This is a genomic window from Streptomyces sp. 150FB (genome assembly GCF_000818195.1).
GTDB lineage: Bacteria > Actinomycetota > Actinomycetes > Streptomycetales > Streptomycetaceae > Streptomyces.
In genome coordinates this window covers 9,029,728-9,054,435 of sequence record NZ_JTHL01000001.1, presented here as the reverse complement: position 1 = coordinate 9,054,435, position 24,708 = coordinate 9,029,728, and the positions used below count along the sequence as shown (strand labels likewise).

The window sequence follows — 24,708 nt, the reverse complement described above, 5'->3', positions numbered from 1 at the left end:
CTCCCGCAGGCAGAGCGCGGGGCCCGGCGGTTCACCGACAGAGAGCTCCGCTGTAGAGCTTGAAGTCGAGATACCGTCGCCGTACCAGGATGTCAGCGGCCGGATTCATGTGCTGAAGTATGCGCAGCCGCCGTCGCCGGTGTCAATGCCATCGCATTTCATTGACATGGAGGAGGCGAACGGGCCCTCGGGCAGGCGGACTCGGTGTCCGGCCCGGGGTCAGTGCGAGGTCAGCTCAAGTCGGCGCCGGTCAGCGTGAGATCAGCGTCAGATCAACGCGAGGGCGCATCGCGCAGGGACCTGCGCCCGCCCTGGTCCGCTATCCGTCGCTGGGATGTCAGGGGCCGCCCGTCGCTCCGCTCCAGCCACACACAGATCAGATCCGTCCAGGCGTGGATCCGGGCGACTCCGGAGATGTCGAGGGCCATCAGGCGCAGCAGCCTGTCGGTGCGCGCCTGGTTGCCGAAGGTCGACCGACGCCGGCCGACGCGTTCCTCCAGTTCACCCAGGGCGGCGCGTATCCACTGGCGCGAGCGGTGCACACCGTGCGCGCGTGCGGCGAACTGACGGGCCATCGTGGGTTCGGCGCGCGCCAGCCACCGTTCCAGCTCGGGCAGGCCGTGACGGTGTCCCTCGGCGGTGAAGCGGTCCCAGTCGTCCGCACTGCGCCACGCGCGCTGGACAAGCTGCCAGAGGCGTCCGCCCCGGCCGTCGAGACCGCGGTCTCGGCAGATACGGCGCGCCTCCTGGCGCATCAGATGCTCGTCGGTCCACAGCGCGGGCGACAACGACCGGGACGGCGCGTCGGCTCCGTCGTTCTCCGGCCACACCAGGGCGACGGCACGCGCCAGTCCGGCGGAGCCGTCGCCGACGACGTACGCGGGCCGCCCGCGCCGCTCCTGGTCCAACTCCCGCAGGAACGCCTCCCAGTGGCGGGCCCCGGTCCCCGTCGAGGTGCGGATCCCGAACACGGCGGGCCTCCCGTCGGACCCGTACGCCACGGCCACGAACACCGAGAAGACCAGCCGCGTCGCCGCTTCCCCGCCGGGCGCGTCGGCCGTGAGGGGCAACACGCCGACAAGGACCGTCTCGGGCCACGTCTCGCGGTACGGCGCCTGTGTCTGCCACAGCGCCTCGGCGTACACCTCGACCCAGTCGGAGACCAGGGTGCCGTGCCGCCGTGCGCCGCCGTCCACGGCCGCGCCCCAGCGGCGGGCGGCGTGCTCCCGTACGTCCTGGCCCGCCTTCGCGTAACTCGTCCCGCGCGCCACGGCGACCAAGCCCGACGCGATGTCGTAGGCGGTGAACTGGTAGTTGCGCGCGGTGCGCCGCTCCTCGGTCTCGGCGCCCGGGTCGCCCGCGCCGGACCTGTCCGGATACGGCGTGGCCATCGGTGCCGTGAACCGGTGCGAGGGCGCCGCCGAGCCGGGCTTGGCCATCCCGCATACGTAGAGCTGTCTTTGCCGGCCGGGCTTGCCGTACCGGCCGCCCAGAACAACCTTGCTGAATTCATGCCCGGGAACCGGGCATCGCGGCAGCGCTGCCGCGGTCGCGTCAGGCGTCACCACGATCGTGATTACAGACGGCGTGTCCGCCTGCTGTCAAGGCGCGGCTGTCAACGCGCGAGCCGGTCGGACAGCGACTAGGGGATCTCAAGGACCCGTTCCGCCACCACCCGTACGAACAGCAGGTCGTCGTCGGCCGGAACCTGATCGCCCAGGAACTCGGCGTGGGACAGGCCGGTGTACTTGGCGGACAGTGCGTCCATCAGCCCCGGGTGCTGTCCCGGCGGTTCAAGGCGGGCGGTGCCCCGCACGGACACGTACGTGTAGGGGGCCTCGGGCGGGTGCAGGAGTACGCCGACCCGGGGCGCCCGCGCGAGATCGCGCGCCTTCCGGCTGCCCCGCTCGATACCGAAGATGAGCTGCGAGGCGTCGTGGGTGACCCATACGACGGACTGGTGCGGCATGCCGTCCGCCCCGACCGTGGCCACGACGGCGAAGACCGGTGCGTCCAGCAACGCCCTGACGCGTTCCGACAGCGGAACTCCGGCGACCGGGTCAGCCGTCACCGCGTCGGCCGCCGGCGCAGCGACGCGTCGGTCAGGACGCGGGGCACATAGTGGTTGTCCGCCCGGTTGAGGTCGGTTCCCGGCGGCACGATGGCGTCCAGCCGGTCAAGTACGTCGTCGTCCAGCACCACATCGGCGCCGGCCAGCAGATCGGTCAACTGCTCAGGCGTGCGGGGGCCGATGACCACGGCGGTGACTGCGGGGTGGGCGCGCACAAAGGCGAGCGCGAGATGGGTGAGGGAGATGCCGGAGTCCGCCGCCACCTTCTTCAGGGCCGCGACCGCGCGCACCTTGGCGGCGTTCTCCGGCACGGCGAGGTCGAATCTGCGTGCCTCCAGGACCGCGCGGCCGACGCCCGGCCGGATCTCCTTGCCCGTCAGCCAGCCGGCCCCCAGCGGTCCCCAGGCGAGCACCCCCATACCGTGTCGCAGCGCGGTCGGCAGGACGGCGGTCTCCACGCCTCTGGCGAGCAGTGAGTACTGCGGCTGTTCGCTGCGGAAGCGGATGTGGCCGCGGCGTTCGGCGGTCCACTGCGCCTCGACGATCTGGTCGGCCGGGAAGTTCGACGTACCGATCGCCAGGACCTTGCCCGACCGTACGAGGTCGGACAGCGCGGAGAGTGTCTCGTCGATGTCGGTGTCCGGGTCGATCCGGTGCACCTGGTAGAGGTCGAGGTGGTCGGTGCCGAGCCGGCGCAGCGAGCCCTCGACCGCCCGTACGATCCAACGGCGGGAGTTTCCCTGGTGGTTGGCGTCCGGGCCCATGGGGCTGTGGAACTTGGAGCACAGAACGATGTCATCCCGGCGCCCCCGGATCGCCCTGCCGACCATGCGTTCGGATTCACCCTCGCCGTAGATGTCGGCGGTGTCGACCAGGTTGATCCCGGCGTCCAGGGCGAGCCGGACGACACGGGTGGTCTCGGCCTCGTCCGTGTTGCCCCAGGATCCGAACATCATGGTGCCCAGGGCGAGTTCGGTCACCGAGATGCCGGTGCCACCCAGGATCCTTCGCCTCATACGACGTATGCCTCTCCGTCAGCGGACAGCCGCGCCACGCCGTACTACTGTGGCCCTCCCCCGACGGGCACACCAGGGCGCATGCGCATCATGACCGGTTTTCCCGTAAGCGGCCGATACCCTATGCCGACCCGGACGCCCCGACCGACCCCGCCCGGGCCCGACCAACTCGCCGCTCAGCGGGCGGACATGGCCCCTGGGCGCTCAGACTCCCCACCACACGAGGCCCCGATGACCCAGCGCCCCACACTGTCCCCCACGATCGTCGACCGCGCCGAGCAGTTCATCTGGCTGTCCGCCCGCCTGCTGGAACAGCACCGCTTCGCCTACCACTTCCTCGGCGGTGCGGCGGACGCCGTGGAGACCGCGCTCGCGCCGTACGCCCGCCCCGACGGGGGCTACGGCTACGCCCTGGAGGCTGATGTGCGCGGCCCCGCCTCGCAACCACTGCACGCGGGGACGGCGTTGCTCGTGCTGGACGAGATCGGGCGCTGCGACGCGGCGCACACGGCCCGCCTCCTCGATCATCTCCCCACCCTGACCACGCCCGACGGCGGCCTCCCCGCCATCCATCCCGGAGGCGCCCGTTACCCGTCCGCCGCCGTGCTGCCGATGCGGAGCGACCCGCCCGGCGCTCTGCTGTCGACCGGTGTGATCGCCGGGACACTGCACCGCAACGGCATCACGCACCCCTGGCTCGACGAGGCCACCGAATTCTGCTGGGCGGCCGTCGACTCCCTGGAGACCTCGCATCCGTACGAGGTGGAGGCGGCCGTCACCTTCCTGGACGGTGTCACGGACCGCGAGCGCGCGGCGAAGTCGGCCGACCGCCTCGGTCAACTGGTCCGAGAGCAGCGGCTCGTGGTGACCGACCCGGCCCGGCCCGAGGAGTTCCCCGTCAACTCCTCGTACGCGCCCGGCGAGTACCACTACGTGTACGACGTGGCGCGGACCCCGGACTCACTGGCGCGTGCCTGGTTCTCCGACCGGGAGGTCACCGACGCGCTCGACCACCTGACCGCCGTCCAGCAGGAGGACGGCGGCTGGCCGGTGCTGTGGCGGGTCTGGGCGCCCGGCACGCTCGCCGAGTGGCGTCCCATCGTCACACTGAACGCGGTGCGGACGCTCCGGGCGTACGGCAGACTCTGACCCGGGGTACGGCGGCGGAGCCGTACGCGGCTCCGCCGTCACACTCGCCACTCGCATCACTCACACTCCTCGCGCCCCATCGACGCCAGGACGGTCCCCACGACGCTCTCCGGTACGTCCGCCACGCGTTCCACCCCGGACGGGCCGTCCAGGACGAAGGTGAGGCCGTTCGTCGCCTTCTTGTCCTGCCGCATGAGCGCGATCAGTTCGTCCGCCCGCACCTTCGCCGGCAGCTTCTCGCGCAGCCCGTAGGAGCGGACGACCGCCAGGTGTTCGGCCACCCGGTCCTCGTCGATGCGTCCCAGGGCGCCCGCCAGCCGGCCGGCGAACACCGTGCCGATCGCGACCCCTTCGCCGTGCCGCAGCGCGAAGTCCGTGGCTCGTTCGAGCGCATGGCCCAGCGTGTGGCCGTAGTTGAGGATGTGGCGCGGGCCCGCGTCCCGCTCGTCGGCGGCCACGACCGACGCCTTGAGGGCGACGCTCGCCGCGATCTGCTCGTGGACGGGCAGCCCCCGCAGGTCGCCGGCGCCGATGAAGTGGCAGCGAGCGATCTCCCCGTACCCGTTGGCCCACTCCTCCGGCGGGAGGGTGCGCAGCAGGTCGGTGTCGCAGAGGACCGCCTGTGGCTGCCAGTAGGCGCCGATGAGGTTCTTGCCCTCGGGCAGGTTGACCGCGGTCTTGCCGCCGACCGCCGCGTCGACCTGCGCGAGCAGGGTCGTCGGCAGGTGTACGACCGCCACTCCCCGGTGGTAGAGGGAGGCCGCAAGCCCGACGACGTCCGTCGTGGTGCCGCCGCCGCAGGAGATGACGAGGTCGGCGCGGGTCAGGCCGTACGCGGCGAACTCCCGGCACAGCTCGTGCACGGTGGCCAGCGTCTTGTGGTGCTCACCGTCCAGCGCCCGGATCACCCGGTGCGGCACCCCCGGGTCCGGCACGGCCTCAGCGGGCCGCGCCGACACCACCACCGCCCGGGCTGCTCCGCTGCGCGCCACGGTCCCGGGGAGCAGCAGGCGCGCCCCGGGACCGATGTGGACGGGATAGGAACGGTCGCCCAGCCGTACGTCGATGCGCCGCGCAGTCGTCATGCCATCAGTCTGCGGATCCGACGGGGCGCGGAACAGGGCGCAGTGGGCCAACCGCCGTGCGCCCTCCTACGCCGCGGGCCTCATTCCGCCTCCGCCTCCAGCTCCTGCCTCGCCTCGGCCTTCGCCTGCTGCAACTGCGGCTCCAACTGGGGCTCCGACCGCGGCTCCGGCTCGGGCCGCGCCGTGGGCTCGGGTGTCTGCGTCGGCTGCGCCCCCGTGCGCTCCTGCTTGGGCAGGAGCAGCACCATCGCCGTGCTCGCCAGGATGATCAGACCGGCCACCAGGAAGGCGCGCCCGTACCCGGAAGCGAGAGCCTGAGCCCCGCCGCCCGCACCGGCGGCGCGGCTGGTGGCGACCGACGCCAGCAGCGAGAGACCGATGGCTCCGCCGATGGTGCGTGTGGTGTTGAGGAGTCCCGCCGCCAGGCCGCCCTGCGACGCCTCCACTCCCGAGGTGGCCGCGACGGCGAGGAGCGTCATCATCAGGCCCGCGCCGAAGGAGAGGAGGATGCCGGGGCCCAGCAGGGTGCCCAGGAACGTACCGTCGGCGCCCATGGAGCTCTGCCAGAGGAAGCCGCCCGTCGTGAGCAGCCCGGCGAGCAGCAGCAGGGTCCTGCTCTCGATCCACTGGAGCAGCCGGGACGCGAACTGCGCGGCCAGGATGATGGAGAAGGTGTGCGGGAGCAGGGCGAGGCCGGTTTGGACGGCCGTGTAGCCGAGGACGTTCTGCATGTAGAGCGAGAGGAAGTACCACATCGCGTAGAAGCCCGTACCGCTGACCACCATGATGGCGTTGGCCACCGAGACGGACCGGGTACGGAACAGGCCGAGCGGCATCAGCGGCTCCGGCGTCCGGTGCTCCACCGCGATGAAGGCGGCGATTCCGGCGCAGCCGACGACCAGCGGCACCAGGGTCTGCGCCCCGGCCCAGCCGTGCGGCTCGATCTGCGAGATGCCGTACGCCAGGCTGCCGACGCCCACCGTCACCAGCAGCGCGCCCAGCAGGTCGATCCGGCGCGCCTTCGGGCGGTGGCTCTCCACCAGCCAGACGGCCGCCGCGATCAGTACGACAACGCCGAGCGGCACATTGACCAGGAGCACCCAGCGCCAGGAGAGGTAGTCGGTGAGCAGACCGCCGACGAGCCCGCCGAGGGCCCCGCCACCCGTACCGACGGCCGTCCACGCGGCCACGGCCCGTACGCGTTCACGCCCCTCGGGGAACGTCGTGGTGAGCATCATGAGCGTGGCGGGCGAGAGGATCGCCGCGCCGATCCCCTGGAGTGCGCGCGCCACGATCAGCATCCACGGTGCGCTCGCGAGACCGCCCAGCAGGCTCGCGAAGGTGAACACTCCCAGGCCGAGGACGAAGATCTTCTTGTAGCCGAACAGGTCGGAGGCCCGGCCGCCGAGCATGAGAAGTCCCGCGAAGGTGATGACGTAGGCGTTCACCACCCATTGCAGGCCGCCCTCGCCGATGCCGAGTCCGGCACGGATGGAGGGCAGGGCGACATTGATGACGGAGATGTCGAGGACCACGACGAACTGGCCCACACAGGCGGCCAGGACAGCCACCCATAAGAGTCCCCGTGACTCCCGCGCCTTCCCGGCGCGGTCGGATTCTGAAGTTAAGCGTTCCATGGGCGACATCATCCTCAGCTCGTCCCGGACGTTCAACAAACCATTGAAGTGGGCGGCCTGCCAGGTGGGACCCAGGCAGTTGTACGGGTCCTGGTCCTCAGGGGGTACCGGTGGCTGTGGTGCGCCCGGACCGCGTCCGCCGGTTCACCGAGCGTGTCGAGGACGCCGGTTGACGACCGATGTTGACACCATGGCTGACGGCCGGTCAACGGCAGCTACCAGGGTGCCCGACGGCGGCGCTCGCGGTCAGAAATACCCGTCGCGCTTGCGGTCCTCCATGGCGGCCTCGGAGAGCTTGTCGTCGGCCCGGGTCTCTCCCCGCTCGGAGAGCCGGGACGCCGCGATCTCCGCGATGACCTTGTCGATGGTGTCGGCGACGGACTCGACGGCCCCGGTGCAGGACATGTCGCCGACGGTGCGGTAGCGCACCCTGCGCTTCCCCGAGGTCTCGCCCTCGCCGGGGCCGCCCCACTCCCCCGGCGCCAGCCACATGCCCTTCCGCGCGAACACCTCGCGCTCGTGCGCGTAGTAGATCGAGGGCAGTTCGATCCTCTCCGCGCGGATGTACTGCCAGACATCCAGTTCGGTCCAGTTGGACAGCGGAAACACCCGGACGTGTTCACCGGGCGAGTGGCGGCCGTTGTACAACTGCCACAGCTCGGGACGCTGGCGGCGCGGGTCCCAACCGCCGAACTCCTCGCGTAACGAGAAGATCCGCTCCTTGGCCCGCGCCTTCTCCTCGTCGCGGCGCGCGCCGCCGAGGACCGCGTCGAAGCGGTTCTTCTCGATGGCGGCCAGCAACGGCGCGGTCTGCAAGGGGTTACGTGTCCGGTCGGGCCGCTCCCGCAACTCCCCTCGGTCGATGAACTCCTGCACCAGCGCCACGTGCAGGCGCAGCCCGTGGCGCGCGACGGTCCGGTCCCGGAAGTCCAGCACTTCGGGGAAGTTGTGTCCGGTGTCGACGTGCAGGAGTACGAAGGGCAGCGCCGCGGGGGCGAACGCCTTCAGCGCCAGGTGCAGCATCACGATCGAGTCCTTGCCGCCGGAGAACAGGATCACCGGCCGTTCGAACTCCCCCGCCACCTCGCGGAGGATGTGCACCGCCTCCGACTCCAGCAGATCCAGATGCGTGAGGGCTTCTCCGGTCTCCCTCAGGCCGACGGGCCGGGAGGGATTTTCGCGTCCGTGGTCCGTGCTCACAGCGTCCTCCACGAGGTCGGAGCGGCTTCGGGGGCATGCGGCCGGGAGGGGAACGTGCCGGGCCGGGCCGGTGAGAACCGGCAAACCATCGAGACCCCCGTCGAACCAGGCAAACTGTGTCAACCGCCGCGCCGGGGCGTCAAGATGGCCCCGGCGGTCGACTCTGGCCGGAATTCCCCTCGAACCGCAGTTCGGGGGCGCGCGGGCCATCTGGAAAGTCCCCGCACACCGCTGTTAGCTTGAGGTGGCAGCCGCTCACCCGGAGCCTCGTTCGGCGGGGGGCGGGTGGGCGACGCCGACAGGGGGAGCCAGTGGACGACGGGACGGCCTCACACCGCATCAGCGGCAGAACCAGGCTGTTCGCCGTCATCGGCGACCCCGTGGCACAGGTCAGGGCCCCCGCCCTGCTCAACCCGCTCTTCGCCCGCCTCGGCGTGGACGCGGTGCTCGTCCCCGTACATGCCACGCCCGAGCACTTCCCGCAGGTGATCACGGGATGGCTGCGCACGGCGAACGTCGACGGCCTGCTGATCACCGTGCCCCACAAGATCAGGGCGTGCGAGTTCGCCGACGAACTCGGCCGTGGCGCCGCCCTGTCGGGCAGTACGAACGCCATGCGCCGCGATCCGGACGGCCGTTGGCGGGCGGAGAACTTCGACGGCGAGGGGTTCGTCGCCGGGCTCCGCGCCTCCGGTCATCCACCGGCGGGCAAGCGTGTCTGCCTCCTGGGCGCCGGCGGCGCCGGGCGTGCCATCGCCGCCGCGGTCCTGGAGGCCGGAGCGGCCCGGCTGACGGTGTACGACCCCGAGCCGGCCAAGCGCGACGCGCTGCGCGCGCGACTGGAGCGGCACTGGCCCGGCAGGTCCGCCGTCCTCGACATCACCGACGGCTCACTCGACTGTGACATCGCCGTCAACGCCACCCCGCTGGGCATGCGTCCCGGGGACCCGCTTCCCTTCGCTCCGGAAGCGCTGGCCCCCGGCACGCTGGTGGCGGACATCATCATGAAGCCGAAGGAGACTCCACTGCTCGCGGCGGCGGCCGCGCTGCGCCTCCCGACGCTCCACGGCCACCATATGCTCGACCATCAACTGGACCTCTATCAGGCGTTCTTCGGCCTCCCGGGCCGCTGAGCGGCAGGGTCCGGGCAGCGGTCCTGGCGCTCAGCCGGGTGCCCGTGTGCCCGTGTGCCCGTGTGCCCGTGTGCCCGTGTGCCCGTGTGCCCGGATGTGCCCGTGCCCGTGTCAGCGGTTCACGCCGCCGGCGAACGGGACCGCCGCTTCCCGCTGAGCGCCGGCGGGGGCGTTCGGGTGGGTCCACAGACCGGACTCCGCGAGCCTCGGCAGGACGCCCTCGCCGAACCAGTACGCCTCCTCGACGTGCGGGTGCCCCGACATGACGAACTCGTCGATGCCGAGGTCGTGGTACTCCTTGATGCGATCGGCGACCTCGGCGTGGCTGCCCACCAGCGCCGTACCCGCGCCGCCCCTGACCAGGCCGATGCCCGCCCAGAGATTGGGCGACACCTCCAGCCCGTCCCTCTCTCCTCCGTGCAGGGCGAGCATGCGCCGCTGGCCCTCCGACTCGCTGCGGGCCAGGCCGGACTGGACGGAGCTGATCGCCTCGTCGGAGAAACCGTCGAGCAGCCGGCGGGCCTCGGCCCACGCCTGGTCCGCCGTGTCACGTGTGATCACATGGAGCCGGATGCCGAACCGTACGGTACGGCCCTGCTCGGCCGCGAGGCCCCGGATCCAGGCGATCTTCTCCGCGACCTGCGCCGGGGGCTCCCCCCAGGTCAGATAGACATCGCTGTGCCGGGCGGCGACATCGCCCGCGGCCGGTGAGGAGCCGCCGAAGTAGATGGGCGGCACCGGATCGGGTACGCGGGCCAGCTCGGCGTTCTCCACCTGGAGGTGCTCGCCGGTGAACGACACGGACTCGCCGCGCCACAACCCCCGTACGATCTCCAGGAATTCGCCCGTCCTCGCGTAACGCCCCTCCTTGTCCAGGAAGTCGCCGTACGCGCGCTGTTCGTGGCTCTCGCCACCGGTGACCACATTGAGCAACAGCCGCCCGGGCGCGTGGCGCTGGAAGGTGGCCGCCATCTGGGCCGCCAGGGTCGGGGCGACGAAGCCCGGGCGGAAGGCGACCAGGAACTTCAGCCGCTCGGTCTCCCGCGCCAGCATCGCCGTGGTCAGCCACGCGTCCTCGCACCAGGCGCCGGTCGGGGTGAGCGCGCCGACGAATCCCAACTGCTCGGCGGCGCGGCCGATCTGAGTGAGGTAGCCGAGGTCGGCGGGGCGCTGGCCGCCGGCGGAACCCGCGGGCACCCCGTGGCCGCCGCCGACGACGTGCCGGCTGTCTCCGTAGGTGGGCAGGAACCAATGGAAGGTGAGGCTCACTGAATTCTCCGGACTCTTCTGGCAGGGCGCTGCCTGGACGGGGGGCGGCTCAGATCAGGCCGTGACGGGGCGGCCTGGTGCCGCTCAGGACGTAGCGGCCGATGTGCTGGATCTTCCACCGGGACGGGTCGTGCAGGGTGTGGGTACGCGCGTCGCGCCAGTGCCGGTGGAGGTTGAGGCTGTCCAGCGCCGAGCGGGTCCCCGACACCTCGAACAGCGCGCTGCTCGTCTCCACGGCCGTCGAGGCGGCGTGGACCTTGACGGCGGACACCGCGATCGAGGCCTCGGCCGCCGTGTCGTCGGTCAGGTCGGCGGTCGCCGCGTCCACGGCGGTCGCGGCGGCGACCAGCAGGGCCTCCGACGCCCGTACCTGTACGGCGAGTTCGCCGAAGCGCTGGATCAGCAGCGGGTCCTCGGCGGCGGTCTCGAATCCGCTCTCGAACCATGGCCTGCTCTTCGTACGGACGAATTCGGCGGCCTCGGCGAGCGCACCGGACGCGATGCCGGTGTCGATGGCGGCATGCAGCAACTGCGCGACGGCGCCGTGCAGTTGGGGCCCCTGGAAGGTGAGGTGATGGGGCACGACCCGGTCGGCGGCGACGGTGACGCCGGAGAGGCGTACGGTGCCGCTCGCCGTGGTGCGCTGCCCCATGCCGTTCCAGTCGTCCACGACGGTGACACCGGGCGCGTCGCGCGCCACGTACGCGACATGCAGCGCGTCCTCCTCGGCCCGCGCGAGGACCGGGATCCAGTCGGCGAACAGCGCTCCTGTCGAGTAGTGCTTCTCGCCGGTGAGCAGGTACGAGCCGTCGTCCTGGGGCGTCAGCCTGGTCTTGATGTCCTGGACGTGCTTGGTGCCGGCCTCCGACTGCGCGTTGCCGAAGCTGCGTCCGGCCAGCACCTCCGCGAAGAAGAACTTCTGCTGCTCCGGGCTGCCCTGTCTGCGCAGCACGTTGACGTAGACGAAGTGGTTCTGCGGTATCTGGGACAGGCTGGCGTCGGCGCTCGCCAGCAGCCGGAAGACCTCGGCGAGCGTCCGGGCCGAGACGTCGGCACCGCCGTGGGTGCGGGGCACGGTGATCCCGAACAGTCCGGCGGCCTTGAGCTGCGCCAGTTCCTCGCGCGGCAGGACGCGCCCGGCGTCCCGCCGCGCCGCACCCGCCCGGAAGGCGTCGGCCAACTCGGCCGCCACGGTGAGCGCTTCGAGGTCGTCGGCGATCACATGGGCGTTGGCCGGCCCCGTGTCGTCGGGAAGTGTGGATGCGGTCACCGTAGGGCCTCCGGGCGGGATGCGGCAGATGGGCAGGGGGGTGCGGACACGGCGCGTGGACGCCGTATCCAATGGTCCATGGTCGGACACGGCCGGGTGGTTCAGGACCGGGTGGTTCAGGCGGCGGCCGGCACCTGGTACGCGCCGCCGGGTCGTAGCGCCCAGGCGAACTGGTCCACCACCTGGTGGAGTCCCTTCTCCGTCTCGGCGTCGAGGGACACCCCGCCGCCTTCGAGGACCGTGATGTGCCGGTCGAGGACGAACCAGCCCTGGACGATGTGCTGCGCGCCCATGGAGGACAGCACCGGGCGCAGCGCGTAGTCGATGGCGAGGACATGGGCGGTGCTGCCGCCGGTGGCCAGCGGAAGGACGGTCTTGCCTGCCAGCGCGTACTGGGGCAGCAGGTCCAGCAGGGACTTGAGCAGGCCCGAGTAGGCCGCCTTGTAGACGGGGGTGCCGATCATCACGGCATCGGCCTCTTCGAACAGCTCCGTCGCACGGACGATCTGCGGGTGGGCGAAGTCGGCGCCGAGGAGCGCCTCGGGCGGAAGTGTGCGGACGTCGAACGGGACGACGTGATGGCCCCTGGCGGCGAGTCCGGTGTCCAGGTGCCTGAGCAGCCGGGCGGTGCGGGAGGCGGGGGACGGACTGCCGGAGACGGAGAGGATGGTGGCCATTTCGGGAATCACCTCGTGAAATCTGCGGGTGCGGTGGAGCGCGCGGGCAGCGGTGAGCGACCGCGTACGCCGGCGGTACGGTCTCCGTCAGGGCATACGGGAAGCGTCAGAGAAGATCGGAATGGCCGGGGCCCGCGCGCTGTGAACGCCGGGTCCGTGCCGCGTCGGTGTGACACGCGGTGTGATGCGGGCCCGGTCCTATCGCGCCCGACGACACAGGGCGCTGGAGACGCGCACGAGGTCCACGTGACGGCGGCAGGTCAGCTCCCACAGATCCCGCATCGCTCGTCACCACCTCTCGAACCTGTTTCACCGAAGCATGTGCTCATGAGATTAGCCGTCGTTGTTGTCGGCGTACACCGGGGTACCTTCGGGATCCGCGAAGTGGTGATAGGGATTCCCTCTCACACCGATCGGAGAACGTGGGTGTCATGCGGATAGAACAGCTCGAATACATTGAGGCCGTGACCCGTCTCGGGTCGCTGCGCCGGGCGGCCGAGGCCCTGCATCTGTCCCAGCCGGCGCTGAGCGAGACCGTCCGCAATCTGGAACGCGAGCTGGGCGTGGACATCCTGGACCGCAGGCGCTCGGGAGCCAAGATCAGCGCCGAGGGCCGCGAGTTGCTGCCGCACATCGCGGGCGTGCTCGACGCGGTCGAAGGACTGCGCAGGGCCGCTGACGAACAGCACCACACCAGCCGCATGATCCGGCTCGGTACGGTCCACGCCGCCACCGTGCCGCTGCTCGTGCCCACGATCCGGGCGTTCCGCGCCGAGCACCCGGAGACGCAGGTCGAGGTGGTCAGCGGGCAGCAGGCCGAGCTGCACAGGTCGCTGCTGGAAGGCGGCCTCGACCTCGGCCTGGTGAACTACCTCCAGGGGGACGACACTCCGCCCGGCTTCCACACCACGGAGCTGCTCCGCGGTCGCCCGGTGGCCTGCGTACGCTCCGACAGTCCGCTCGCGGCCAAGGACAGGGTGTCGGTGGACGACCTGCTCAGCCAGCCGCTGGTGATGATGCGGTCGGGCTATCTCATGCACCGGTACGTACACCGGCTGCTGCACGGGCGCAGCCCCAGCTTCTCGTACTCGACGGACGGCGCCGAGATGGGAAAGCTGATGGTCGCCGAGGGTCTCGGCACCACTGTGCTGCCCGACTTCAGCGTGCGCGGCGATCCTCTGGAGCGCGCGGGGATGATCACCTACCGGCCGCTCGCCGTCGAGGACACCGCTGTGCTGCTGGTGATCCAGCGGGCGCTCGCCGGCTCGGTTCCGGCTGCTTCCCGTGCGCTTCACACGAAGTTCGTGGACATCGCCGCCCTCCACAAGGCGGAGGTCGCCTCGGGCGGCACCGCCCCGGCGGCCGGATGACACGGCGCCCCTGAGGCCGCCGCCATGAGCGGCGGCGGCCTTGTGTGTGTCGCCGCGACATTATGTTGCCGCGACATTGCGACCTCGTGGCGGCTCGACCGTGCCACTTCCGGCCACCGCACACCGCCGTCTAGCGTCGTCGACCGGACGTATCGCGCCAAGATTCCGGGTCACCGGACAGCTCCAGCCCTTCGTCCTCGTACCGGCGGTGCCCCGCTGCGCGCCGATCGGGCCCTTCGCGTGCCGGTTCCCCCTGTGTTCCCGGTCCCGCGTCCCAGCCTTTTAACGATCCGGCCCTTTTGACGACCCGGCCTTCGAGCTGTTCGGTCTGAGGAGAACCTGTGCCCACACACCAGTTCAGAAAACTGGCGAAGAGAGCTGCCACTCTGATCGCCGCTGCCGCCCTGCTCGCCGGCTGCAGCACTTCGGCTCCGGCCGGCGGATCCCCTTCCGGGCCGAACGCCGCGCAGAGCACCGCGAAGGCCGGCGCCGTGCTCAACGGCGGCGGCGCCCCGGTCGACGGCGGCACGCTGAAGATGTCCATGTCGGCCGACCCGCTCTGCCTCGACCCGCACGCCATCTCGGCCGACACCGAGCAGATACTCGGCCAGTTGCAGTTCGACAACCTGACGTACCTCGGCAAGAACGGGGCGCCGAGTCCCTGGCTCGCGACGTCGTGGACCATCTCGCCCGACGGCAGGACGTACCGGTTCACACTCAAGAAGGGCGTCACGTTCGCCGACGGCACCGCCTTCGACGCGCACGCCGTGGTGGTGAACTTCGAGCACATGCTCGCCCCCAAGACCCGGTCCCCGCTGGCCGGTCCGTACATCGCGCCGTACGACAGCAGCGAGGTCATCGACGACCACACCCTTGAGGTCCACCTCAAGACGCCGTACAGCCCCTTCCTCAGTGTGCTGGCGCAGGGCTGGCTCGGGATGGAGTCGCCCAAGGCGATCCAGCGGGACACGCCGGCCGAACTGTGCGCGCACCCGGTGGGTTCCGGGCCGTTCAAGCTCGCGAAGTACACACCGAACGTCGGCGCCAGCTATGTGCGCCGCGACGACTACGACTGGGCGCCGCCGGCCCTGGGCCAGACCGGTCCCGCGCATCTCGCCGGCGTCGACCTCTCCTGGATCGGGCAGGACCCCGTACGGTACAACTCGCTGGTCAGCGGGCAGTATCAGCTCTCCGCGTACGTACCGCCGCAGAACGGCGCCGCGCTCGCGGCGAACGACCAGTTCGTCTACGAGAACGTCAACCGCATCGGCTGGCCCTTCACCCTGGACTTCAACACCTCCAGGGCGCCGCTGAACGACGTAGACGTCCGCACGGCGCTCGTCAGGGGCGTCGACACCAAGGCCATCGTCCAGACCTCGCAGTTCGGCCAGCGGCCGACCGCCGACAGCTATCTGGACTCGGTCACGGCCTTCTACGACCCGTCGGCCAAGCTGCCCGGCTACGCCCCGGCCGCCGCGGGCGCGCTGCTGGACAAGGCCGGCTGGAAGACGAAGAACGCGGCCGGCTTCCGGACCAGGAACGGCAAGGAACTCGCCCTCTCCCTGCCCGTGTCGAACGCCACGACGGTCAGCCCGGTCTACGACCTGCTCCAGGCGCAGCTCAAGAAGATCGGCGTCAACCTGAAGATCGACCTTCAGCCGCAGACCCAGGTCACCACCCTGCGCTACAAGGGCGACTACGACCTGCTGTCCGGTGTGTGGCACACCAACACACCGGACGTGCTCTACATCAAGTACGCGTCCAGCCAGATCTCCGACTCCAAGCACCTGGGGCAGAACCTGGCCAGGCTCTCCGACCCGGCCCTCGACAAGACCCTCCAGGAGGCCAGGGAGACCACCGACAGGACCAAGCTGACCGCGCTGTACTCGACGGCGCAGAAGCAGCTCGTGGCCGGTGTGCCGGGGCTGCCCATCTACCAGAACACCGTCCTGTGGGCCTTCAACAAGAAGCTCCACAACGTGGTGGTCAACACCTCCCACGGCACACCCCTGCTCACGTACGCCTGGCTGTCCCGATGAAGGCCGCTTCGATGAAGGCCGCTTCGATCGCCCGCAGGGCCGGCTGGCGGATACTCGCCGGGGTCGGTGTGATGTGGGGAGCAGCCACCGCTTCCTTCTTCACCCTGCACGGCACGGCCGGTGACGCGGCCCTGTCGACCGTGTCGGGCCAGGGCGCCGACCCCACGCAGGCGGTGCTGGAGCAGGTGCGCCGGGACTACGGCCTCGACCTGCCGCTGTGGCACCAGTACACCGACTACCTGGGCCGGCTGCTCCACGGCGACCTGGGCGAGTCGTACCAGCAGCGGCTGCCGGTGAGCCGTGCCATCGGGGCGCAGCTCGGCCAGACCGTCGAACTGGCCGTCGGCGCTGTTGTCATCGCGCTCGTCCTCGCCCTGGCCGTGGGCGTACTGACGGCGAAGCGGCGCCGCAGGTGGGTCGGTCCCACCACGACGGGCGGCGAGTTGGTGCTCGCGTCGATGCCGACCTTCGTACTCGGCCTGATCCTGCTGCTGATCTTCTCGATCGGCCTGGGCTGGTTCCCCGTCTCGGGGCAGGAGGGCTTCCGTTCGCTCGTCCTGCCGATGTTCACCCTCGCCCTGCCGGTGGCCGCCGTGCTCTCGCAGGTACTGAGATCGGAGCTGGAGGACGTGCTGGAGCAGCCCTTCATCCTGACCGCCCGGGCACGCGGAATGCGCGACGCGGGGGTCCGCTTCCGGCATGCCCTGCGGCACGCGCTGATCCCGCTGGTCACCATGTCCGGGTCGGTCATCGGCTGGATGCTCGGCGGGGCGGTGGTCACGGAATCGCTCTTCAACCGCCAGGGGCTGGGGCAGTTGATGCTCACCGCCACCACGAACAAGGACATCCCGCTGGTGGTCGGTGTGATCATCTTCGCCGCGCTGGTCTATGTGATCGTCAACCTCGTGGTGGACGTCCTCTACACCGTCATCGATCCCCGGGTGGTGACCCAGTGACCACCACCACGGTCCCGGCGACCACCTCGTCGCGCGGGGCGTCCCGCGCCGCCTGGCTGCGGTCCCGGCGCCCGCGCGCCGGGACCGTCCTGGCCGCCCTTTTCCTGGTGCTGCTCGCGATCGCCGCGCTGGCGCCCGGACTGCTCACCTCGCAGGACCCGCTGGCGACCGGTACGGACCCCGGGTTCCTCGCGCCGTTCCGCGGTACGGCGCACATCCTCGGTACCGACCAGGCGGGCCGTGACCTCTTCGCCAGGCTCGTCCACGGCACCCGGGCCTCGCTGTCCATGGGGCTCGGGGCCACCGCCATCGGTGTGACCGGCGGGACGGTCCTCGGGCTGCTCGCCGGTCTCGGCACCCGCTTCACCGAGTCCCTGGTGATGCGGCTTCTCGACATCGTGCTCGCCATCCCCGAACTCCTGCTCGCGCTGGTCGTGATCGCCCTGCTCGGGGCCGGGACGGTGGACGCGCTGGTCGCCGTCGGTGTCGCCAGCATCCCGTACTACGCGCGGATGGTGCGCGCCCAGACCCATGTGGTGCGCAGGTCGGCGTACGTGGAAGCGGCCACCGCCCTGGGGGTACGCAGGTCCACGGTCGTTCTGCGGCACGTCCTGCCGAACGCCGTCAGGCCCCTGACGGTGCTGGCGACCATCGGTACGGGGACCGCCATCGGCGTCGGCGCCAGCCTGAGCTTCCTGGGCCTCGGCGCCGTACCTCCGGCCCCTGAGTGGGGAAGCATGCTCTCCTCAGCGATCCCGTACATCTCCAACGACTGGGCGCTGGTGGCGCTGCCGGGCGGCCTGATCACACTGACGGTCCTCGCGGTGACGGTCACGGGACGCGACATCAAGCGCCGCGGCGAAGGAAGGACGGGCCAGTGACCACCACGGCATCAGCGCGCGAACCAGCGCCTCGAGAACAGGCGTCCCGTACGTCCGAGGCGCCCGGGCCGGGTCGCGGTGGCGGGTCCGGACCCGTACCGCTGCTCGATGTCGCGGGCCTGCGCGTGCGGTTCGGCTCCCGTACGGCACAACCGGTCGTCGACGACGTGTCGTTCACCCTCCACCGGGGCGAATGTCTCGCCCTGGTCGGCGAGTCGGGATCCGGCAAGAGCGTCACCGCGCGCACCCTCGTCGGACTCACCGGGGCAGGTGCCGTCCTTGAGCACGACCGGCTGCTCTTCGACGGCGAGGACTCGTCCCGCTTCAACGAGGCAGTGTGGCGCCGGATACGCGGCAGCCGCGTCGGGTTCGTCATGCAGGACGCCCTTTCCTCGCTGGACTCGCTGCGCCCGGTGGGCCGGGAGATCGCCGAACCACTGCGGCTGCACGCGCCCATGACCAAGGAGCAGCGCGAGAAGAAGGTCCTCGACCTGCTCACCTCTGTCGGTGTGCCGGAGCCGGAGTTCCGGGTCACGCAGTATCCGCACGAACTGTCCGGCGGGCTGCGGCAACGGGCCCTCATCGCCTCCGCCATCGCCTGCGACCCCGAACTGATCATCGCCGACGAGCCGACCACCGCGCTGGACGCGACCGTCGCCGCGCAGGTGGTCGATCTGCTGCGGGAGTTGAAGACGGCGGACCGGGCGCTGCTGGTGATCAGCCATGACCTGGCGATGATCGCCAGGATCGCCGACCGGGTCGCCGTGATGCGGGCCGGCCGGATCGTCGAACAGGGCCCGACGGAGCGGGTGTTGCGCAATCCCGTACACCCCTACACCAGGGAGCTGCTCGCCGCTGTGCCGTCGGCCGCTTCCCGCGCCACCCGGCTCAGCTCGGCGCCGCCGGCCACCGTGGGCACCGGGCGGAGCACCCGCCTGCGGCAACGGCCGGACCGTGGCACCGTCCTGATCGAGGCGACCGGCCTCAAGCGGTCGTACAAGGGCCGGGACGGTGTGACACGCAAGGCCGTGGACGACGTGTCCTTCACACTGGCGGCGGGCGAGACGCTCGGCATCGTCGGCGAGTCGGGCTCCGGCAAAACCACAACGGCGCGCATCGTGCTCGGCCTGGAAACAGCGGAATCCGGAGCCGTCACACTGCGCGGCCGCCGCTGGGGAACGCTCTCCGTACCGGAACAACGGGACGAACGCCGGCACCTCCAGGTGATCCATCAGGACCCGCTCGCCTCCTTCGACCCGCGCTACACCGTGGAGCGGGTGCTGACCGAGGCGCTGCGCGTGGCCCGCGTACCCCGTGGGCCAAGGCGCCGCGACCGGCTGCGCGAACTGCTCGATCTCGTACAGCTCGACCACGGCCTGCTGCGGCGCCGTCCCATCGAACTCTCCGGCGGCCAGCGCCAGCGCGTCGCGATCGCCAGGGCGCTGGCCCCCGAGCCGGAGATCGTCGTCTGTGACGAGCCCGTCTCCGCGCTCGACGTCTCGGTGCAGGCCCGCATCCTCGACCTGCTCACCGATCTCCAGCGCGAACTGGGCCTCGCCTACCTGTTCATCTCCCACGACCTCGGTGTGATCCACCACCTCAGCGACCGGGTGCTGGTGATGAAGGACGGGGCCGTCGTGGAGTCGGGCGGCGTCGAGGAGATCTTCGACCGGCCGGCCCACCCCTACACCCGTACCCTGCTCAGCGCCGTGCCACGGCTCACGACTGCCGGAGACTGATGTGAAAGAACTCAAGAAACTCCACGTCAACCTGTTCGAGATGAACTGTGTCGGGCACATCTCCCACGGCCTGTGGGTGCATCCCGACAACAACCGGCACCGCTTCAACGACATAGATTTCTGGCTGGAGTTGGCGCAGCTCCTGGAGTACGGCACGTTCGACGCGGTCTTCCTCGCCGATGTCATCGGCGCGTACGACGGCTTCCGCGGCGGTCCCGCGACAGCGCTCACCGAGGCCGTCCAGATCCCCAACAACGACCCGCTGCTGCTCATCCCCGCCATGGCCGCCGTGACAAAGGGGCTCGGTTTCGCCGCCACCTTCTCCACGACGTACGAGCCGCCGTTCGCCTTCGCCCGCAGGATGAGCACGCTCGACCATCTCACCAAGGGGCGGGTCGCCTGGAACGTGGTGACGTCCTACCTGCCGAACGCCGCGCGCAACTTCGGCCTGTCCGACGAGGTCGACCACGACCACCGCTACGAGATCGCCGACGAGTACCTGGAAGTCCTCTACAAGCTCTGGGAGGGCTCCTGGGACGACGACGCGGTGATCCAGGACGTGGACAACCGCGTCTACACCGATCCGGCGAAGGTCAGGTACATCGACCACGCCGGGCGCTACTACAAGGTGGCGGGACCGCACCTCTCCCAGCCGTCGCCGCAGCGCACCCCCGTCATCTACCAGGCGGGGAGCTCGACGGCGGGCCGGGCCTTCGGCGGGAAGCACGCGGAGGCGGTGTTCGTCGGCGGCGGCTCGCTCGACGACACCCGCACGTACATCGAGGGATACCGCGCGCAGGCCAAGGCCGCGGGCCGGGACCCGCGGCACATCAAGTTCATGGCCGGTGCCTCCGTCATCGTCGGCAAGAGTGACGAGGACGTGGCGCGCAAGGTCGAGGAGTTCACCGCGCTGCGCAGTGTGGACGGCTATCTCGCGCACTCGGGAGCGGGCCTGGACTGGACGCGCTACTCCCCCGAGACACGTATCGGCGACATCATCGCCCGCGAGGACCCCGGCTACCAGCGGCTCACCAGGCGGTACAAGCCGGGGCAGACGGTGGGGGACATCATCGGGCAGACCGGCCGCTTCGACCGAGGCCCGTTCTATGTGGCGGGAACTCCGGGTGTGGTCGCCGACGCCATCGAGAACTGGCTGGACGAGGGCGGGATCGACGGCATCAACCTGCGCCAGTTCCTCACCCCGGGCACCGCGCGGGACTTCATCGAGCTGGTCGTCCCCGAACTGCGCCGCCGGGGACGGTTCCGCGAGTCGTACGAGGAGGGCGAGACGCTGCGCGAACGGCTCTTCGGGCCTGGCAGCGCGCGACTGCTCGACGACCACCCGGGCAAGCGGTTCCGCGACCTCGAAGGCCGCCCGGCGGGCCCTGGTCCGGTCGCCGAGCCAGTCGCCGAGCCGGCCACGGAAGTGGCGGTGACGTCGGCCTGACGGAGAGCGGCGGTGCGCGCCGCCGCCGAGCCGCTCGGCGGCGGGGTTCGCCTCAACGGTCCCCGCGCGCGTAGCGTGCTCGGCGGTACGTACACGACGCGCACGAGAGGCGAAGCCACCATGACCGCACCGGACCCCACCGTCCCGCGCTTCCACCTGGCCGTACCGGTCGACGACCTGGCCGCGGCGCGCCGCTTCTACGGCGAGGTCCTCGGCCTGCCGCAGGGGCGGAGCGCGGACACGTGGGTCGACTGGAACCTGCACGGACACCAGTTCGTGACCCACCTGGCACCGCGCGCCGGGGAACGCGCGCACAACGTGGTGGACGGCCACGACGTGCCCGTACCGCACTTCGGACTCCTGCTGACGGTCCCGGAGTTCCAGGAGCTGGCGGACCGACTGCGGGCCGCCGAAACGGAGTTCGTCATCGAACCGTACCTGCGCTTCGCCGGCGAGAAGGGCGAGCAGTGGACGATGTTCCTGCTCGACCCGGCGGGCAACGCCCTGGAGTTCAAAGCGTTCGCCGACGACGCCCAGGTCTTCGCGGCGTAACCGCGCGCGACAGCGGGCCGACCGGCCCCGCGCGGGCCGTCAGCTCTTCTGGGTCTGCTGTTCGCGGAGCGTCTGCTCGACGGCCTCCCGTACGCGGGCGTCCTCGCGCAGCGTGCGCCGTGCGCGGCTCCGGCGCGCGAGGACGAGCGACCCGACCACGATCGCGATCAGCACAACTGCCAGCAGCAACAGCGTCCATGGCACGGCCCAGCCATGGGCGGTGGCCTCGACCGGTTTGAGTGAGGTGGTCGAGCCGGACGCGTCGGCGAGCAGTGGGGTGAGGGTCGCTGTCGCTGCCAGGCTGATGCCGGGAGCCACCCCGTGTACGGGCACCGTCACCTTCCAGGTCTCCCCGGGGAGCAGCTCCGGCGGCGGCGCGATGTCACCCGCTTCGGCCCGCAGCCATCCGAACGGGCCGGACACCGACACCGCCTGCTTGGCCGACAGGATGGCGTTGCCGGTGTTGTGGACCGTATAGGTGACGGTGGCGTCGCCCTTGCCGAACGGGTTGTACGTGCCCGCGTAGTCCGCGTGCAGGTTCTCGATCGCGAGGGCCGGCCTGAGTGCGCCGCTGACCCGCAGCTTGATCCTGATACCGAGGCGCCGGTCCACGTTGACGCCCTCGGCCTCGTCGGACTGCTTCAACGAGGTGAGGATGCCGCCCACATGGTCGCCGGGTGTGGCGTTGGCCGGGACGGTGATCGTGAAGGGTACGTCGGCGGACTTCCCGGGCTTGATCGTCACGTTGGCGTTGTCCGTGTGGACCCAGGCGCCGATTCCGACGGACTTCTTGGCCTTGGTGAGCAGGTCGAGCTGGCCCGTGTCGGTGGTGAAGCCGTCAGCCGCGTAGACGGCGAGTGTGAGGGGCGCCGTGCCGCGGTTGGCGACCGTCATGGTGTCCTTGACCCGTCCGCCGGGGTTGACGCCGTAGCTGAAGCTGGACCGATCGGCGCCGTAGCCGTTCGCGGCCGTCCTGACCGTCCAGGTGACGTCACCGTCGTCCGCCAGCGCGGGGCCGGCGCCCAGGCCGGCGGTGGCCATGACCACCAGCAGGGCCAGCACAGCGGTACGGACGAGTGCGGTGACAGCGGTCCTACGGCGCGTGGTGTGCGCGTGCATCTCAGGGGTCTCCTGGCGCGAGAGGCGGGGCGGGCCACCGGAAGGCGCCTGCCCCGCCAGGTGGAACGGGTCCGGTCAGCTACTCAGTGCGGTGATCGTGAGAGTCGAGCGGTAGCCGCCCTTTTCGACGCTGTCCGGGATCTTCAGACTCAGGTCGGCGCCCAGCTTGGCGGTGCCCCGGGGGTGGCCCTGAACGGCCGAACCGAGACCGCGCGAGATGGACAGGCCCTTGCCGTTGTCGTCGTAGCCGGAGGCCACCGAGTCGCTGGCCTTGGCTCCCGCGCCGTCCTGGAGCACGCGCGGCGCCCAGCCGAGGAAGGAGCCCGAGAACGTCTTGCCGGCGTCCTGGAAGTCCGTCACGTTGGCCGAGATCGACCAGGGCGAGAGCGAGCGGCGGCTGTCCGAGACAGCGATCGGGTTGATCCTGCCGGTCGCCTCGAAGTGGTCGCTGTCGCGCTCCTGGGCGGTGCCGAGGTCCACCAGGCCGTTGTGACCGTCGATGGTCCAGCCGAACTCGCCGGGAGCGGCCTCCGGCACATTGACCTGAAGGTCCTGGCCCGAGCCGTGGTACGGGTGGACGGTGACCTTGTCGACGAGGGAGCCGACCGGCTGCTCGGCGGTGGTGTTGTTACACCAAGAACCGTTCTCCACAGCCGCGTTGGGGGCAGCGCAGGTGCCGCTGCGGATGTCCTCGACGACGAGCTTGTCGTTCCGCACCTGGACCTTGACGTAGGTGCGGACGTGCTCCTGGTCCTGCACCGAGTTGTACCAGTAGTTCTTCGGGTTCAGCGGGTCGGCGCCGTTGCCCGCGCCGCTCGTACCGCTGTTGTCCGGGGCCGTGATGTCGTAGTACTTCGAGCCCGACGAGGAGTTCGCCGTCACGTAGATGACGCCGCCGGGACCGGCGTTGACATCGGCGGCACCGGGCTTCTCGTCCTTGTCGGCCTTCTCCCCGTTCTTGATCAGGTAGCTGCGGGAGTAGCTGTGGTCGTGTCCCTGGAGCACCAGGTCGACGCCGAGCTCGGAGAAGGTGGTCGGGAAGTCGACCCGGCGCTTCTTGTTGTCGCTGTCCTTGGCGTGGTCGGCAGGCGAGTAGATCGCGTGGTGGTAGGTGAGCACCTTCCACTTCGCCTCGGCACCGTGCTGGTTGATGACGTCGGTGACGTACTTGATGTGCGCCGCGTCGCCGCCGCCGCCCTGGGAGGGGTCGTAGCTGTTGCTGTTGAGGTCGATGAACAGCACATCCTTGTAGATGTACCAGTAGTCACCGCCGGACGTGTCGGACGCCGGGTTCCCGTTGGAGTAGTACGGGCCGGAGCGGTCGGTGTTCGGGGTGAAGAGGTGCTGCTCGTACGCCTTGCCACCGACGTCGTGGTTGCCGATGGTGGCGGCCCACGGGTACTGACGCAGCTTGTCGGGTGCGAGGAAGGCGTTCCACTGGGACTCGGTGTTCGCCGTCTCGACCTGGTCGCCGCCCGACACGAGCAGCTCGGAGTCCGGGTTGGCCGTCAGGGCGACGTCGAGTGTGTCCTGCCAGCCGGCCTGGTCCTTGGCGACATTGCCGGACGAGCCGATCTGCGGGTCGCCGAAGAACAGGAAGTCGTAGTCGCCTTCGAAGTCCTGGGTCTTGAAGGAGTACGCCGAGGACCACGCGCCCTCGGTGCCGACCCGGTAGGAGTACGGCGTGTGCTCCTTCAGGTTGGTGATCGTGGCGTGGCGGTTGAAACCGCCGCTGGTGGCTATGTTCGCCCCACCGACGGCGTCGTAGGTGGCGGCGCCGGCGGGGAACTCGCCCTTGACCAGCTCCGCGGTCGGGGCGACCTGGATCTTCTGGGCGCTGTCCGTCGAGGAGTACCACGTCACGGTGCGCTGCGACTCGTTGGCGCCCACACCGAGGATGACACCGGTGGGAGTGGTGGGTTCGGCGGCGCCGGCGGGGGACGCCAGTCCGCCGCCGAGGGCCACGGCCAAGCCGAGGATGGTCGCTGTGGCCCCGGTGGCCACGCGCCGCCGCACAGGCCCGGAGGCCTGCGTCGAGGGTCTGGATCTCATCAGTTTCATTCCTTCTGCGCACGGACGTACTGGAATGCGGACCGTC

The 24,708-nt window shown here is 70.5% G+C and carries 20 protein-coding genes; 9 read left to right on the top strand and 11 right to left on the bottom strand.

Translation table 11 applies throughout. The features are described from left to right. Positions 1-272: 272 nt before the first annotated feature. The 3 genes from QR77_RS38760 to QR77_RS38750 form a co-directional block, all read right to left on the bottom strand. The gene (locus QR77_RS38760; RefSeq protein WP_150130508.1) at positions 273-1,568 is read right to left on the bottom strand and encodes a transposase; all 1,296 of its coding nucleotides are present in this window, start codon (positions 1,566-1,568) and stop codon (positions 273-275) included. A gap of 74 nt (positions 1,569-1,642) precedes the next feature. Beyond that, positions 1,643-2,071 (bottom strand): PPOX class F420-dependent oxidoreductase, encoded by a 429-nt coding sequence (locus QR77_RS38755; protein ID WP_052489400.1) that lies wholly within the window; start codon positions 2,069-2,071, stop codon positions 1,643-1,645. After that, complete coding sequence (locus QR77_RS38750; RefSeq protein WP_040026625.1) at positions 2,068-3,087, bottom strand: aldo/keto reductase; 1,020 nt, start codon at positions 3,085-3,087, stop codon at positions 2,068-2,070. The genes QR77_RS38755 and QR77_RS38750 overlap by 4 nt, the downstream gene beginning before the upstream one ends. A 231-nt stretch (positions 3,088-3,318) precedes the next feature. On the opposite strand from QR77_RS38750, the gene QR77_RS38745 reads away from it, so the two are divergent. Then, positions 3,319-4,236, top strand: coding sequence for a hypothetical protein (locus tag QR77_RS38745; RefSeq protein WP_040026624.1), 918 nt, complete (start codon positions 3,319-3,321; stop codon positions 4,234-4,236). 56 nt (positions 4,237-4,292) lie between these two features. On the opposite strand, the gene QR77_RS38740 is transcribed toward QR77_RS38745, so the two are convergent. From QR77_RS38740 to cysD, 3 genes are all read right to left on the bottom strand, one after another. Continuing rightward, positions 4,293-5,321: a 3-dehydroquinate synthase family protein gene (locus QR77_RS38740; RefSeq protein ID WP_040026623.1), complete on the bottom strand. Its 1,029-nt coding sequence runs from the start codon at positions 5,319-5,321 to the stop codon at positions 4,293-4,295. An 80-nt stretch (positions 5,322-5,401) separates the two neighbouring features. Then, the gene (locus QR77_RS38735; RefSeq protein ID WP_063798131.1) at positions 5,402-6,892 is read right to left on the bottom strand and encodes a DHA2 family efflux MFS transporter permease subunit; all 1,491 of its coding nucleotides are present in this window, start codon (positions 6,890-6,892) and stop codon (positions 5,402-5,404) included. 312 nt (positions 6,893-7,204) lie between these two features. Continuing rightward, positions 7,205-8,113: a sulfate adenylyltransferase subunit CysD gene (gene cysD, locus QR77_RS38730; RefSeq protein WP_040029416.1), complete on the bottom strand. Its 909-nt coding sequence runs from the start codon at positions 8,111-8,113 to the stop codon at positions 7,205-7,207. Between the two features lie 356 nt (positions 8,114-8,469). Here cysD and QR77_RS38725 point away from each other — a divergent pair, with 356 nt between their 5' ends. Beyond that, positions 8,470-9,291, top strand: coding sequence for a shikimate dehydrogenase (locus tag QR77_RS38725; protein ID WP_201778862.1), 822 nt, complete (start codon positions 8,470-8,472; stop codon positions 9,289-9,291). 111 nt (positions 9,292-9,402) lie between these two features. Here QR77_RS38725 and QR77_RS38720 read toward each other — a convergent pair whose 3' ends face one another. From QR77_RS38720 to ssuE, 3 genes are all read right to left on the bottom strand, one after another. Then, complete coding sequence (locus QR77_RS38720; protein ID WP_040026622.1) at positions 9,403-10,560, bottom strand: LLM class flavin-dependent oxidoreductase; 1,158 nt, start codon at positions 10,558-10,560, stop codon at positions 9,403-9,405. 49 nt (positions 10,561-10,609) lie between these two features. Further along, positions 10,610-11,830, bottom strand: coding sequence for an SfnB family sulfur acquisition oxidoreductase (locus QR77_RS38715; RefSeq protein ID WP_052489399.1), 1,221 nt, complete (start codon positions 11,828-11,830; stop codon positions 10,610-10,612). A 116-nt stretch (positions 11,831-11,946) separates the two neighbouring features. After that, positions 11,947-12,507, bottom strand: a complete 561-nt coding sequence (gene ssuE / locus QR77_RS38710) for an NADPH-dependent FMN reductase (protein WP_040026621.1) — start codon at positions 12,505-12,507, stop codon at positions 11,947-11,949. A gap of 431 nt (positions 12,508-12,938) precedes the next feature. Between ssuE and QR77_RS38705 the strand changes: the two genes are divergently transcribed. From QR77_RS38705 to QR77_RS38675, 7 genes are all read left to right on the top strand, one after another. Then, positions 12,939-13,877 carry a LysR family transcriptional regulator gene (locus tag QR77_RS38705; protein ID WP_040029413.1) on the top strand — a complete coding sequence of 313 codons (939 nt, stop codon included), beginning with the start codon at positions 12,939-12,941 and terminating at the stop codon, positions 13,875-13,877. Between the two features lie 341 nt (positions 13,878-14,218). Further along, entirely contained in the window at positions 14,219-15,916 is a 1,698-nt protein-coding gene (locus QR77_RS38700; protein ID WP_078877666.1) for an ABC transporter substrate-binding protein, read from the top strand. A gap of 11 nt (positions 15,917-15,927) precedes the next feature. Continuing rightward, positions 15,928-16,872, top strand: a complete 945-nt coding sequence (locus QR77_RS38695) for an ABC transporter permease (protein ID WP_040026620.1) — start codon at positions 15,928-15,930, stop codon at positions 16,870-16,872. Further along, positions 16,869-17,753, top strand: coding sequence for an ABC transporter permease (locus QR77_RS38690; RefSeq protein ID WP_052489398.1), 885 nt, complete (start codon positions 16,869-16,871; stop codon positions 17,751-17,753). Before QR77_RS38695 ends, QR77_RS38690 begins: the two co-directional genes overlap by 4 nt. Then, a complete protein-coding gene (locus QR77_RS38685) occupies positions 17,750-19,492 on the top strand; it encodes an ABC transporter ATP-binding protein (protein ID WP_078877665.1) in 1,743 nt (580 codons plus the stop codon). Before QR77_RS38690 ends, QR77_RS38685 begins: the two co-directional genes overlap by 4 nt. Position 19,493: 1 nt before the next feature. Further along, a complete protein-coding gene (locus tag QR77_RS38680; protein ID WP_078877664.1) occupies positions 19,494-20,939 on the top strand; it encodes an LLM class flavin-dependent oxidoreductase in 1,446 nt (481 codons plus the stop codon). Between the two features lie 120 nt (positions 20,940-21,059). Continuing rightward, the gene (locus tag QR77_RS38675) at positions 21,060-21,491 is read left to right on the top strand and encodes a VOC family protein (RefSeq protein WP_040029408.1); all 432 of its coding nucleotides are present in this window, start codon (positions 21,060-21,062) and stop codon (positions 21,489-21,491) included. Positions 21,492-21,530: 39 nt separating this feature from the next. Here QR77_RS38675 and QR77_RS38670 read toward each other — a convergent pair whose 3' ends face one another. After that, on the bottom strand, positions 21,531-22,610 hold the full coding sequence (locus tag QR77_RS38670) for a DUF916 domain-containing protein (RefSeq protein WP_040026619.1): 1,080 nt from the start codon (positions 22,608-22,610) through the stop codon (positions 21,531-21,533). A 75-nt stretch (positions 22,611-22,685) separates the two neighbouring features. Next, on the bottom strand, positions 22,686-24,662 hold the full coding sequence (locus QR77_RS38665) for a metallophosphoesterase family protein (protein WP_040026618.1): 1,977 nt from the start codon (positions 24,660-24,662) through the stop codon (positions 22,686-22,688). Between the last annotated feature and the right edge of the window lie 46 nt (positions 24,663-24,708).